Source organism: Paludisphaera rhizosphaerae, from assembly GCF_011065895.1.
Classification (GTDB): domain Bacteria; phylum Planctomycetota; class Planctomycetia; order Isosphaerales; family Isosphaeraceae; genus Paludisphaera; species Paludisphaera rhizosphaerae.
This window is the reverse complement of record NZ_JAALCR010000015.1, coordinates 199,478-212,099: the sequence shown is the minus strand read 5'-3', so window position 1 is coordinate 212,099 and position 12,622 is coordinate 199,478. Positions and strand designations below refer to the sequence as shown.

Below are 12,622 nucleotides of genomic sequence, written 5' to 3'. Positions count from 1 at the left end.
GAAGCGGCCGGATGAGGGGGGATCGGCGTCGGGATCAGAACCCGCCGATCGTTCGCACGTCCGACGGCGGTCGTCCCCTCTCCCGCCGGGAGAGACCAGCCGCGAAGCGGCGGGTGAGGGTCGTGGGATTTCGGAGGGAGTGACGGTTGTGCAAGTCGTCGAGCCAGACTGTGCCTACAGGTCCGACGACCCTCACCCGGCCCTTCGGGCCACCCTCTCCCGGCGGGAGAGGGGACGAAAGGGCGCCGCCGCCTCGCAAAAGGCGACGAACGAAGCCAACGTCGCATCGATCGAAACGGTGATTGAACAGGCAGTTACGCCAATCACCATCGTTCCGTCGCCGCGTAAACGAACCCGCCCCAGAGCGGCCGTTTGAAGCGGCCGGGCCTGGGGCGGGGTGGGTCTTTGACAATTCGGCGGACGGTCGGTCAGCGGACGTCGGACTCGATCTGCTTCACCAGGCGGACGGCCTCGTCGGCCATGGCCGGGGTGAGCTGTTCCTTGGCGGCGACGGCCTTGGACAGGTGGTCCTTGGCCCGCTCGCCGCGGGTCCTGTCGGACGCGATCAGCTTGCCGAGGTGGTAGTGGAGCACCGCCAGATCGGGCGCCCGCTTGAGCCCTTCCTGGTACGACCGCTCAGCGTCGGAGGCCTGTCCCACCGACTCCTGGATGGCGCCCATCGTGTCGTAGAACTCGCCCGGGAGCGCCATGGGATTGGCCTTGGAGGCGAGCGACTGGACCAGATCCAGCGCCTCGCGGCTCTGGTTCAGGGAGCTGTGCATGACCCACGCCTTGTTGTTGACCGCCTCGATGGAGGTCGGCTGGATCTTCAGGACGCGGTCGTATTCCTGGACGGCCCGCTCGAACAGGGGCTTGGCCTTGGCGGCGTCGCTCTGGCTCTCGGCCAGGGACAGGAGCAGGTCGCCGAGGTTCAGGTGGGCGACGGGCGAGTCCGGCAGGAGCGCGGCGGCCTTCTCCGAGGTCGGCAGCGCCAGGTCCAGGCGATGGGCCTTGTGCAGGCCGAGGGCGGCCGCAAGCACCCGGGGACCGTCGCCGGCGGTGATGGCGTCGGAGGCGATCTTGCGGGCCTCGTCCAGCGCGGGCTGCCCGCTGGCAGGCTCCGCAAGAACCTGGACGTACTGGGACAGAACCGTGGAGTCGTCGGGCGCGGCTTCGCGGGCTCGCTTCAGAGCCGCGAGGGAGGCCGGACGGCGGTTCCGCTTCAGCTCGATCTCAGCGATCGTCTGGAAGCCTTCCACGAACTTGGGGTCAGCCGCGACGGCCGTCTCGAGCAGAGCGACGGCGTTGGCCCGGGCCGACTCGCGTTGGGCGTCGCTGAGGCCGGAGACGTCGAGCGCCCGAGCCTTGAGCAGGAGCCCCTGACGATTGGCCTTCTCGTTCTTCAGCACGTATTCAGCCTGCTGAATGGCCTCGTCGACGTCGCCGGTCTGGAGCGAAGCCTGGCCGAGGAAGATGCGGACGTCCAGCCGACGCGGCTCGCGCTCGACCGCCTCGGCGTAAGCCTTGGCGACGTCGAGGCGGCGATTCTGCGAGGCGAAGAGACGGGCCCGAAGCAGGGGGCCGACGGACGTGTTCCTGGCGACCTTGTCGATCTCCTTGGTCACCTCCAGGGCCTGCGTGTAGTCGCCCCGGCGAGCCGCCTGGTCGCACTCGGCCTGGAGGATGCCCAGGTTGGTGGGGAACTTGCCGCGGTAGTCGCGGATCAGGCTGGCCGCCTTCTCATCGAGGGCGTGGAGCTTCTCGGCCTCGCCCGCGATCATGGCGTCGGCCGCGGAGAGGCAGACGGCCTCAACGAGCCCGGCGGCGAGGTTGCCGTCGTCGGGCGACTCGGCGATCAGGCCGCGGAGCAGCTTCTCGGCGTCGTCGTAGTCCTTCCGCTCGCGGTAGACGTCGACGAGCATCCGGCGGTAGGTCCCCTTGGGATCGTTCTCCGACTTCGACTGGAGGAAGGCCAGAGCGCCGGCGGCGTCTCCTCCCTTGGCCATGATCAGATACTTCGCCTGGATCAGCGAGACCAGGTCGGGCTGATCAGCGAGGGCTTCGTCGACGACCTTGATCGTGCGGGCGGGGGAGGTCTCCAGCGGCGGCGACTCGTTCTCGACGGCCGCAAGCATCAGGTAGAACGCGTCGGGGACCTTCTCGCCGTCCTTCTTGCAACGGTCGACGGCGCCGCGAAGCAGGGTGGTCGCCTCGGGGTACTGCTTTACTTTCATGTGGAGGAAGGAACGCGTGACGACGGCCGCGGCGTTCGCCGGGTTCTCCTTCAGCACGTTGTCGACCAGAGCGATCGCCGTGGGTTCCTCGTCGTGCAGACGATAAAGGTTCGCGGCGCGGACCTGGTCGTCCAGCCCCGGCGGGTTCTTGGCGTCGGAGAGGAGCGCGGCCAGTTCCACCTTGGCGGTGGGCCACTGGTTCTTGGCGACGTAGGCGGTCACAAGCTGCCAGCGGTCGGCGCGGGTCATGGCGCCGGCCTCGTTGTTCCGCTTCAGCTCCTCGAAGCGACGGATGGCGTCGTCGACGTCGCCGTTCTGGAGCGACAGGCCGGCGAGAGCGGACTGAGCGGCCGCCATCAGGCTGACGCCGGACTCGACCTCCTTGGTCGGCTTGTCGCGGACGATCTCCTCAAGGGCCTTGGAGGCTTCAGCCACCGAGCCGGTGCGGCCGACGAGCTGAGCCTTCCAGAAGGCGACGATCTTGTTCTCCGGGTCTTTCTTGAGGGCGGCGTCGAAGGAGGCGACGGCCGCGGGGACGTCCTTCCGCTTGAGAGCGAGCTGGCCTTCCAGGATGTCGCCGACGGCGCCTTCCTGCCAACGGCTGCGGACCTTGGAGACGACCGCGGCGGCGGCTTCCAGATCGTTGCGGCCCATCTCCAACTGGGCGAGCTGAACCCAGGGGGCCGAGGTGTCGCAGCGTTCGCCAAGCTCGGCCAGCAGCTTGCGGGCGTCGGCCGGACGGTCAAGCTGGTCGTTGAGGATCTGGGCCCGCATCATCGTGAGGGTCACGTCGTCGGGGTGGGCGGCGAGGAAGGCCGCCAGGACCGCATCGGCCTCGGCCGGCTGCTTGTCCTTGACCTTGAAGGAGGCGTCGAGGCTGACGATCTCCGAGGCCTCCGGGTACTTCGCGCGGGCGTCGGCCAGGGCCTTGCGGGCCTCGTCCTTCTTCCCCTGCTGTTCCAGGATCAGGACGGCGAGATTCTCAGCGGCCGCCGGAGCCTGGCCGGACTTGCGAAGGCCGTCGATGCGGGCCATCGCCTCTTCGAGCTTGCCGCGCTGGGCGTCGATCTGAGCGAGGCGGAGGATCGAGCCGCCGTTCCCCTTGTCGCCGAGCTTGGCGACCTTCTCGAACTCCTGAGCCGCCCGGTCGAGGTCGCCGGGGCCGCGGCGGGCCTGGTAAAGTTCACCGCTGAGCTGGTGGAGGACGACTTTCATCTCAGGCGGCACGCTCCCGTCGGCAAGCTGACGGGCGAGCGAATCGACGATCGGCACGGCTTCCTCAGGATAGCCGGCCTGAAGCATGGTCCACGCAGCCCAGAACTCGTACTGGGGGTCGAGTGCCGACATCCGCAGTGCGTTCTGGAGATACTGCCGACCGAGCCCTTGCTCCTGGTTCAGGACGAGGGCGACGCCGTAGCGGGCCTGGGCCTCGGCGACTTCGGGAAGCTGTTGGGCGGCGGCCTTCAGGTGCGCCAGGGCGCTGGCGCGGAGCTTGGGCTGAGTCTTGAGGGCTTCGCCTTCAGGCTTGCGGGCCAGGGCGGCGGTCACGCCGGACTCTTCCAGTTCGACGGCGCCCTGGAACAGGTGGCCAAGGCCCTGGTAGCGGGTCTCGGCGGCGGCGAGCAGGGCCTTGATGTGCGGAGCGGCCTTCGTCGTCCGGGCCGAGTCGTCGGCCTGGACGAGGGACATCTCGGCGCCGATCGAGTGAAGCCCAAGCGCGATGAGGCTCGACGACGGCCGAGCAGCGGCGGGCAGGGCGAGGGCCTCGTTCACGACCTGGAGGCAGCGGTCGCGCTGGCGGCGGAATCGCAGATGGTCGGCGTAAGTCAGATGGATCTGGAAGTCGGTGCGATCGCCGGCCTGACGGCTCTTGTCGAAGAGGGCGGCGAGCTGCCGCTCGATCGTCTCAACGAGCTCATCGGTCGTGGCGTCGGTCTGCATCCGAGACTGACGGATCAAGCCCCTCTGAGTCTGCTCCAGGAGGTAGCTCAGGCGGGTGACTCGCTGGGAGCCGGGCTCGGCGGAGGCCACGATGCGGTCGGAGAGGGCGACCATCCCCTTGACGATCTCGGCCCGCCTGGCCTGGTCGGGCTCGCTCTGGAGCGTGAGAGCGGACAGACGGAGCTTGGCCATCATGTCGATCGGGTTGGCGTCGTCGGCCAGGACGACGTCTCGCCCACGGGCGATCGCCGCATCGCGAGCGGCGTCGTCGTTGGCGGCGGCGCCGAGGCGGGCCTGAATGAGCAGACGACGGACCTCCGGAGCGTTGGCGGCGTTCAGCCGGTCGAGCTGCTTGCGGACCTCGGCGAGATTCGGAGCGGCGCCTTCGAGCTCCTTGGAAGCGAGCACGAACGCGGCGTCGGCGTTGCCGGGATCGATGGTGGCGACCTCGCGAGCCCAGTAGACGGCGTCGGTCGCGACGTCGTCCGCCATGGCTTCCTGAAGCAGCCGCAGCCGCGGGCCCTTGAGATTCTTGTCGAGCTTGACGGCCTTGATGAGGTGGTCGTTCCGCTCGGTGCGGAGCGCCTCGCGGCGTTCGTCCGGAGCCGTCTTCAGCATCGCGTCGTAGAGGTCGGCGATCTCCTCATGAACGGCGGCGCTGCGGCCGTCGGCCTGGAGGGCCTGCTTGTAGTAGATCTCGGCGTCGGCGAGCCGGCCGCCGTCGCGGGCCGTTCGCGCCTGCTTCAACACGCTCTGGGCTGTCGGTGGCGCCAGCGTGGACGAGATCGCGATCACGCCGACGACGGCGACCGCGACGAAGAGTCCGGAGAGGATAAGCAGGGGCTTCCAGCGGACGGTCATCGGGCCAGTCTCCTTCAGCTCGAAGATTCCGGGCCGCCCCGCGGGCTGATTCCCCGACGCCGAACCGTCCAGGTTCGCGCGAGGAGCCCTACGCGGCGGGCGTAGTGTATCAGAGGAGATTGAGAGATCGGCGTCGACGGGCGACGCGAACTCCGCCGGGAGGCGGGAACGAGGGGCGTGGTGCGATGCGATGCCTAGCGAGTGGTCTGGCGAAGCCGTCCGCCCTGCTTGACCTCAGGTGTCGCAATCCATTGCCGCAGTTCCAGCATCGAGGCAGCGGACAAAATAGGGCTTCCCCGCCCGCACTTCAAGTCGACTTTCCTCAACCCGAGCACTCATGAACCCGCGTCGACCGCGTCTTGGGGGTCATGTGGATTCGATTCAGGCGGCGTCTGAGGCGGTTCCGAAGGAGGCGTAAAGACCGGCGACCGCAGTCGGCCGGGCGATTCCGGCAGCGGCCCTTTCTTGAAAAAAGCCTCGAAATAACCCGCCGCGCGGGCGCGGGTGGCGGGGTTTTCCGAACGCTCGCCGTATTCCTTGCCGTAGGGGGAGGCGTCCTCGATGACCTTGTTGAACTCGGCCGCTGCCAGCAACTCCACACTGCAAAGCCAGATCCAGCTCATCAACACCACCACGCCGGCCAGTGACCCATAGGTCGCGCTGTAGTTCCCCCACCGCTGCACGTAGTAGCGGAAGAAATAGCTCATCACGATCAATAGCAGCGACCCCAGCAGGCTCCCCGGCGTGATCCACTCCCACCGTTGTTCGGCGTCGGGCGCGAAGTACATGGCCGTCGCGAAGCTCACCAACACCAGACTGACGATCGTCAGGCCGTGGACGATCGTCAGCAGGAACGACGAAACGGAGTCCAACCGGAGGAACCCGAGAATCTGCGGCCAGAGCAAGGTGCTGGCCAGAACCAGGATCAGAAGCGCCGCCTCAAGCAACGCCATCAGAACGGCGATCAGCCGCTGTTTCCAGTACGGACGGGTCTCTTGAACACCCATGATACGGTTGGCCGCATCCATGACCGACATGAACAGGCTGGAATTGAGCCACAGCAGCGCCACAGTACCGAACGAGGCCACCCCAGCCCCAGGCTGGCTGCGCATGGATTCCAACTGGTCCCGCAGCAGTTTTGCAGCCTCGGCGGGGAGGAACGCGTTCAGGAGGCCCGCCAGGTCGACGTCGCGCCCCCTGGCGACAAGCGGCAAGACGTGGGCCGCCAGCAGTGCGAACAGACCGAGAAAGGGGACCAACGATGCGACTGCATAGAACGTGATCGCCGCCGCGCGAGTCAGAAGCTCGTGCTCCTGGAGCTTGATCCAGGTCCGTCGAAGCGCCTCGCGGAGGGTCAGTCCCCCCAGATCCATCGCGGAACGGAAACGTCGCGTCGTCGCGTCCATATGCTCGCGCCTCGTCCTCGCCCTGCTGGAATCACGACTCGGCCCATGGAGCAAACGGAATGCCAGAGCTTAACGGCGGATGGTCGTCGACGGAGCCAGCGACATGAACGCGCTACGGTGGGCGTCGTCGGGGAACCAGAACCGTCGTCCCCCCTGAGACAGGCTGTAACGAGGGTCGCCGGGAACCGTGGTTCCTCCCTCGGCGAGGCAATGCGGGCAGTTGCCCCCGTCCTCAACGCCGACGGTCGCGTAGCGCGAGGGCTCCTTGAGAAACTGAGCCCGATCCTCCCTGGAGGAGCAGAGGTAGAGCCGGCCCTTGTACAGGGCGCCGAAGCGAGGATCGCCGGCGGCTTCGAGGCCCTTGTCCATCTGTTCGACGGGGCAGCGGCCGTCGTTGGCGGGGACGTAACGCTCGGGGTCGCGACGGAAGAGGTTGAACGTCACAAGGCTGGCGAACCGGTAGATGCGACCTTCGTGCGAGACCGCGTATTCCGCCTGGCCCTCGATCAGCTTCTTCTCCGCCACAAGGCTGACCGGACAGTAGCCGGAGAGGGCGGCGTGCTCCTCCTTCTTGATCGGCCTTGCCACGACGATGGCAAACTCGTCGGGGACTTCCGGCGGGTTGGAGAGGTCGTCCGGACCGATGAAGGCCGAGGCCAACCGGGGAGCGTCGACGACGTCCTCGGGATTGACCTTCGGCGTGTGGAGTGCGACCGCGCGGCCGAGCAGAGCGTCAAGATCGTCCGGCCCCAGGTATCCCTGGTAGACGGCCAGCACGTTCCGCGACGGGTCGACGATCACGCTGGCTGGCAGGCCGGACAGGTTGAAGCCCAGAGCGAGGTCCTGATAGACGTCGGCCTGGAGTTTGACCGCGACGAACTCGGACCGTGTGCGGGCGACCACGGCGGGGTGGCCGAAACTGTCGTGCTCCATCCGGACGCAGTTCGGGCACCAGGAGCCGGTGAACTGAATCCACAGCAACCGATCCGCCGCGCGGGCCTCTTCCAGCGCAGACCCATAGTCGGTCCGCCAGGAGACGGGAGCGTCCAGAGGCTCTTGTCCGAATGTGGGCCGATTCGGCATCGCCGCCGCCAGCGCGAGCAAAGCGCCGAGGCGAACGAGGCGCAGGGCGGGTCGGTGGGAAGTCATCGCACCTCCTCGTCGACGGGGGATCGCTATGGATTCGTGTTCGAGTAAGCGTCCGAGAATCGAACGCGCTCCATCCATGGAGATGCCCGCCCCAAGGAGCGGAAAGGCGCCACGCCGTTGGCAACCTGCGGCCGAGAAAGGTTTCCCGGGCCAGACTCGTTTATCGGCGCGTCGACGCTCCCCCTGGAGCGATTTCCTACACCCTCTTAACGCGGAGCGAGCCGAGCCCGGCGCGATCGTCACGCGCCGGGCTTCATGCGAATCCGCTACGATTCACCCGAGCCGGCGAGGCCGACGGCTGACGGGGGGTTGAAGCAACTCGACGAGGACGGCCATCTCGCGGAGGCGGGCTCCGTCGGCCATCATCCGGCGCACTTCGGCCGCCGAGAGCGCGGGGGGGGCGGCGTTTGGTGTGACCCTCGCGGCGGTGGACGAGGCGTCGCGGAGCGAAGCGCTCGACAGGCTCGACAGGTTCGCGCTGATCGGCGAGAGGCCCAGCGGCTGGCTTCGATTCTGGGCGAGCGACTGGCCGACCTGCTCCGAGAGGGCTCGCTGCGTCACAGGCTCGCCGCGTCGGGTTCGCGCGGGAGTTGGCTCGGCTCGACGACCCCGAGCCGGCTTGCGGGGCGACGGAGGCGAGGCGGAGCCGCCGATGGAACGTCGGGCGGACTCGATGAACACGACCTCGTCGTCGCCGGTCGCCCCGTTCGGGCGGTTCGACCGCGGCGACGTAGGCCGAGTCGGCGCCTGTAACGGTCGGCCCTGAGTCCTGGCGTCGAACGGAGCGAGCCCCGGCCGTCTCGGTGGGGAAGAGTCGGCGACGGCCGGCTCGTCGTCCTCCGCCTTGGAGGCGGTGAGGGCGTCCCGCCGCCGGTTCGAGCCAGCCCCTCCCGGGCCCGCCCCAGGGCGGTTGGGCCGCTGGGGAAGCGGTTGGCTGTCGCGGTTCAGCAGCGACGTAATCGCCCAGACGATCAGGAAGATCAACGGGACGATGAACTGGGAGAGGGCTTCAATCATCCGCATGGACGGGCTCCGCGATCGAGCGGGGGCGTGGTACGCCCAGGGTCACTGGGGCGTTCCGGCGGTCTGACGGGCGGCGTTGCTTCCCGATCCGGTCCCGGCGATGGCCGTACGCATGTCGGTGTCGGCCTGGACGTTCTTCAGGTTGTAGTAGTCGCTGACGCCCAGATGGCCCTGGCGAAAGGCCTCGGCGATCGCCAGCGGGACTTCGGCCTCGGCCTCCACGACCTTCGCGCGGTTCTCCTGAACGGCGGCCTGCATCTCCTGCTCCTTGGCGACGGCGAAGGCCCGACGCTCTTCGGCCTTGGCTCGAGCGACGCGGGTGTCCGCCTCGGCCTGAAGGGCCTGGAGATTGGCGCCGATGTTGTCGCCGACGTCGATGTCGGCGATGTCGATCGAGAGGATCTCGTACGCGGTCCCGGCGTCCAGCCCCTTGTCGAGCACGCGCTTGGAGATCGAGTCCGGCTTCTCGAGGACCTGGAGATGCGTGTCGGCTGACCCGATCGCGTTGACGATGCCCTCGCCGACGCGGGCGATGATCGTCTCGTCGGTCGCCCCGCCCACGAGACGGTCGAGGTTCGTCCGGACGGTCACCTTGGCCTTCACCTTGAGTTGGATGCCGTTGCGGGCGACGCCGTCGATGGTGTTCCTCCCCTGTGTGGGGTCGGGGCACGGGATGACCTTGGGATTGACGCTCGTCTGCACGGCTTCCAGCACGTTGCGGCCGGCGAGGTCGATGGCCGTCGCCTGCTTGTACGAAAGCGGGATGTCGGCCCGATTGGCCGCGATCAGGGCTCGGACCACGTTGGGGACGTTGCCGCCGGCCAGGTAGTGGGATTCCAGGGCCCGAGTCGTCAGGCCGTCCTTCTCCGTCAGTCCAGCCTGATAGGCCATGATCTTGGACCGGACGATGATGTTCGGGTTCACCTTGCGGAACGACATCCCGACCAGATCCACGATGCTGACGTTGGCGTGCGTCAAGAACGCCTGGATCCAGAGGTTGAAGTACTTGGTGATGAAGATCCCGCCCAGCAGGGCGATCACGCCGAGCGTGAAGACCCCGATCCAGAAGAAGGTGCTGACCGTTGAGGGGGCGTTGGCCTGAGCGAGAATCATGGCAGTCATGGAGATCAGGTCCTCGGAGTGGTACGGGGCGCGAGCGGGCTCAGAGCCCGGCGCCGAGGTCCAGGGGTGAGGGGGACGGATCCCCATTCGTCTCGGGCCGCTCCTCCGCGGCCGGCGACTCGATCGATCGGACGACGAGTTGACCGGAGCGGACGCGGACGACGCAAATTCGCGCTCCTGCGGCGATCAACCCGGACTCGGAAATGCCGTCGTGGCGGCGGCCGCCGACCTGGACGTGGCCGCAAGGATGAAGGGGCGTCAACGCCCTTCCGACAGAGCCCACCAGATCTTCCGCCGAGGCGTGGGCGTGCGAGACGTCGATCTCGTCGGGCCGGGGAGGCGTCAGGGCCAGCTTGCGGCCGAAGGGAGAACGCACCCACAGCCGGAGCGCCGCAACCGCCGCGGTCGGGACCACGACGAAGTCGACCAGCAGAAAAACCATCCCCAACCGTCGCGACGATTGGAAGGCGTTCCACAGCCCCAACCCCAGGCAGACGATTGCGCCGACGCCGATGAGCCCGCCCGAGGGGACGAACAATTCCAGGCTCATCAGCAGCAATCCCAGCGTCAGGAAGACCGCCGGCCAGAACAGGTCGCTCACGATCCCCTCCTCGACTCGATCCGCGTCGTTCGCCGCGGCCTCGATCAATTGTACCATGACCGAATTGTATGCGAACGAGGGGCGCGACCGTCAGAGCCCCCCGAAATCGACGCCCCGGCCGGGGATGTGTTAGGCTGGATGCGGCCGCCGTTCCAAGCCTGGCGGCCGGGAGACCCCCTTGGCCGATCCGTCCGCTGCCCCGCCCATCGCCGCCGCCCGCCCCACCCGCGGAGGCCCTGCGATCCGCCGACTCGTGCTGCATCGCGTGGAGGTGCCGCTCAAGAAGCCGGTCAAGCACGCCTCGCACGAGCGGACCTCGAGCGCCAACCTGATCGTGCAAGTGGATCTGGACGACGGCTCGACGGGATACGGCGAGGGGGTGCCTCGCGAGTACGTCACCGGCGAAACGATCGAAACCGCCGTCGACGCCGTCGCCCGGTGCGATTGGCCCCGACGACTCGGTCGCCCCTCCTCGTTCGCCGACGTCGTCGCAACCGTCGAACGCCTGAGCCTGCCTGAGATCGACGACGACCCCCGCGGCATGCGCGGAAACGCCGCTCGCTGCGCCCTGGAACTCGCGGTGCTCGACGCCTACAGCCGATCGTTCGGCGCGTCGATCGGCGAGGCCGTCGCGTTAGCGACCGCCGAGGGCCTGGAACGGCGAGCCAAACCTGGCCCCGTCCGCTACAGCGCGGCGATCACGGCCGAGTCGCGGCGCAAGGAGATCATCTCTGCGATCAAGTTCCGCGTGTACGGCTTTCGCGACGTGAAGGCGAAGGTCGGCGTCGCTGGGCAAGACGACCCCCGTCGGATGGAAACCCTCCGGCGCATCCTGGGTCGGCGGGTCGATATCCGGATCGACGCCAACGAGGCCTGGCGCGCCGACGAGTTGGTTGAGAAGGTCGCCCCCCTGCTCCGTTACCGGCCGTCGCTGCTCGAACAGCCCGTTGCGCACGCCGAGGTCGACGCTCTGACAGAGCTTCGCCCCCGGTTAGGCGTTCCGGTGATGCTCGACGAGTCGCTCTGCGGCTGGCCGGACGGCCTCGCGGCGATCGAGCGCAAGACGACCGACTTCTTCAACGTCCGCCTGTCCAAATGCGGCGGGATTCTGCCCTCGTTGCGGTTGATCGGCCTGGCCCGACGACATGGGCTGGGAGTCCAACTAGGCTGCCATCCTGGAGAGACGGCGATCCTCTCCGCGGCCGGCCGGCACGTCGCCAGTCGGGTCGACGGCATCCGTTATCTGGAAGGCTCATACGACCGCCACATCCTTCGGTCCAACCTGACGACTGACGACCTGACATTCGGCTACGGCGGTCGGGCAGCGCCGTTCGTTGGGCCCGGCCTGGGCGTGAACGTCGATCCCGACCTGCTCGCCGCGATGACGACCCAGACCCGGGAGATCGATCATGCCTGAGGTCGCGGCCGAGGAGTTGACCTTCACCACCTCCGACGGCTATCCGTTTCACGTCGCGCGACGGGCTGCCGTGGGTACTCCGCGCGGGATCGTGGTCGTCCTGCACGGCGTCCAGAGCCATTCGGGGTGGTACAACGGGCTGGGGAGCCGGATCGCGGAGGCGGGGTACCACGTCTCGTTCCCGAACCGTCGCGGCTCGGGTCCCAATCAACGCGACCGAGGGCACACGCCTTCCGGTCATCGCCTGGTCGACGACATCGCCGAGTGGATCCAGCAGGTTCGCAAGGAGACCCCCAACCTCCCCGTCGCCCTGGCGGGGATCAGTTGGGGGGGGAAAATTGCCGTCCTGACCGCCGCCAAGCGGCCGGAGTTGGTCGACGCCCTGGCTCTCATCTGTCCTGGACTGGAGCCCCAGGTGGGGGTGACGTTCGGCGAGAAGCTTCGCATCGCCCACGCGGTCTTCACCAACCGCCGCAAGACGTTCCCGATCCCTCTCGCCGATCCGGCCCTTTTCACGGACGATCCCGCCGGCCAGGAGTTCATCCGGAACGACCCGCTGGGACTTCGACAGGCCACCGCCGGACTGCTGCTCGCCAGCTTCCTCATCGACCGTCGGATCAAGCGGTCGCCGAGCAAGATCCGCCAGCCGACGCTGTTGATGCTCGGCGGCAGGGACCGGATCGTCGACAACGACCGGACTCGCCGCTACTTCGACCGGCTGGCGGCGACGGATCGGGAGGTCATCGAGTATCCCGACGGCTGCCACACGCTGGAGTTCGACCCCGAACCCGGCGAGTACGCCCGCGACCTGATCGCCTGGCTGGAGCCTCGGTTCGAGGCGATCCGGCGTCGGTCGAACTGATCGCGC

General features: G+C 67.8%; 8 protein-coding genes. 2 read left to right on the top strand and 6 right to left on the bottom strand.

Going from position 1 to position 12,622, the window contains the following annotated elements:
• Positions 1–428 precede the first annotated feature (428 nt).
• The 6 genes from G5C50_RS20235 to G5C50_RS20210 form a co-directional block, all read right to left on the bottom strand.
• Positions 429–5,036: a tetratricopeptide repeat protein gene (locus G5C50_RS20235; RefSeq protein ID WP_165072297.1), complete on the bottom strand. Its 4,608-nt coding sequence runs from the start codon at positions 5,034–5,036 to the stop codon at positions 429–431.
• A gap of 335 nt (positions 5,037–5,371) precedes the next feature.
• Positions 5,372–6,442, bottom strand: coding sequence for a YihY/virulence factor BrkB family protein (locus G5C50_RS20230; RefSeq protein ID WP_165072295.1), 1,071 nt, complete (start codon positions 6,440–6,442; stop codon positions 5,372–5,374).
• A 69-nt stretch (positions 6,443–6,511) separates the two neighbouring features.
• Positions 6,512–7,591, bottom strand: coding sequence for a thioredoxin family protein (locus G5C50_RS20225; protein WP_165072293.1), 1,080 nt, complete (start codon positions 7,589–7,591; stop codon positions 6,512–6,514).
• A 273-nt stretch (positions 7,592–7,864) separates the two neighbouring features.
• Positions 7,865–8,614 carry a hypothetical protein gene (locus tag G5C50_RS20220; protein ID WP_165072291.1) on the bottom strand — a complete coding sequence of 250 codons (750 nt, stop codon included), beginning with the start codon at positions 8,612–8,614 and terminating at the stop codon, positions 7,865–7,867.
• Between the two features lie 42 nt (positions 8,615–8,656).
• A complete protein-coding gene (gene floA / locus G5C50_RS20215; protein ID WP_165072289.1) occupies positions 8,657–9,736 on the bottom strand; it encodes a flotillin-like protein FloA in 1,080 nt (359 codons plus the stop codon).
• 40 nt (positions 9,737–9,776) lie between these two features.
• Positions 9,777–10,337, bottom strand: a complete 561-nt coding sequence (locus G5C50_RS20210; RefSeq protein ID WP_165072287.1) for an NfeD family protein — start codon at positions 10,335–10,337, stop codon at positions 9,777–9,779.
• A gap of 178 nt (positions 10,338–10,515) precedes the next feature.
• On the opposite strand from G5C50_RS20210, the gene G5C50_RS20205 reads away from it, so the two are divergent.
• Together G5C50_RS20205 and G5C50_RS20200 are read left to right on the top strand one after the other, a co-directional pair.
• The gene (locus G5C50_RS20205; protein ID WP_240907287.1) at positions 10,516–11,754 is read left to right on the top strand and encodes an enolase C-terminal domain-like protein; all 1,239 of its coding nucleotides are present in this window, start codon (positions 10,516–10,518) and stop codon (positions 11,752–11,754) included.
• On the top strand, positions 11,747–12,616 hold the full coding sequence (locus tag G5C50_RS20200) for an alpha/beta fold hydrolase (protein ID WP_165072285.1): 870 nt from the start codon (positions 11,747–11,749) through the stop codon (positions 12,614–12,616). Before G5C50_RS20205 ends, G5C50_RS20200 begins: the two co-directional genes overlap by 8 nt.
• The last annotated feature ends 6 nt before the right edge of the window (positions 12,617–12,622 follow it).

Excerpts from the sequence above, each read along its gene's own strand:
- G5C50_RS20235 (WP_165072297.1), bottom strand. The coding sequence starts at position 5,036 with ATGACCGTCCGCTGGAAGCCCCTGCTTATCCTCTCCGGACTCTTCGTC.
- G5C50_RS20230 (WP_165072295.1), bottom strand. The coding sequence starts at position 6,442 with ATGGACGCGACGACGCGACGTTTCCGTTCCGCGATGGATCTGGGGGGA.
- G5C50_RS20225 (WP_165072293.1), bottom strand. The coding sequence starts at position 7,591 with ATGACTTCCCACCGACCCGCCCTGCGCCTCGTTCGCCTCGGCGCTTTG.
- G5C50_RS20220 (WP_165072291.1), bottom strand. The coding sequence starts at position 8,614 with ATGCGGATGATTGAAGCCCTCTCCCAGTTCATCGTCCCGTTGATCTTC.
- floA (WP_165072289.1), bottom strand. The coding sequence starts at position 9,736 with ATGACTGCCATGATTCTCGCTCAGGCCAACGCCCCCTCAACGGTCAGC.
- G5C50_RS20200 (WP_165072285.1), top strand. The coding sequence starts at position 11,747 with ATGCCTGAGGTCGCGGCCGAGGAGTTGACCTTCACCACCTCCGACGGC.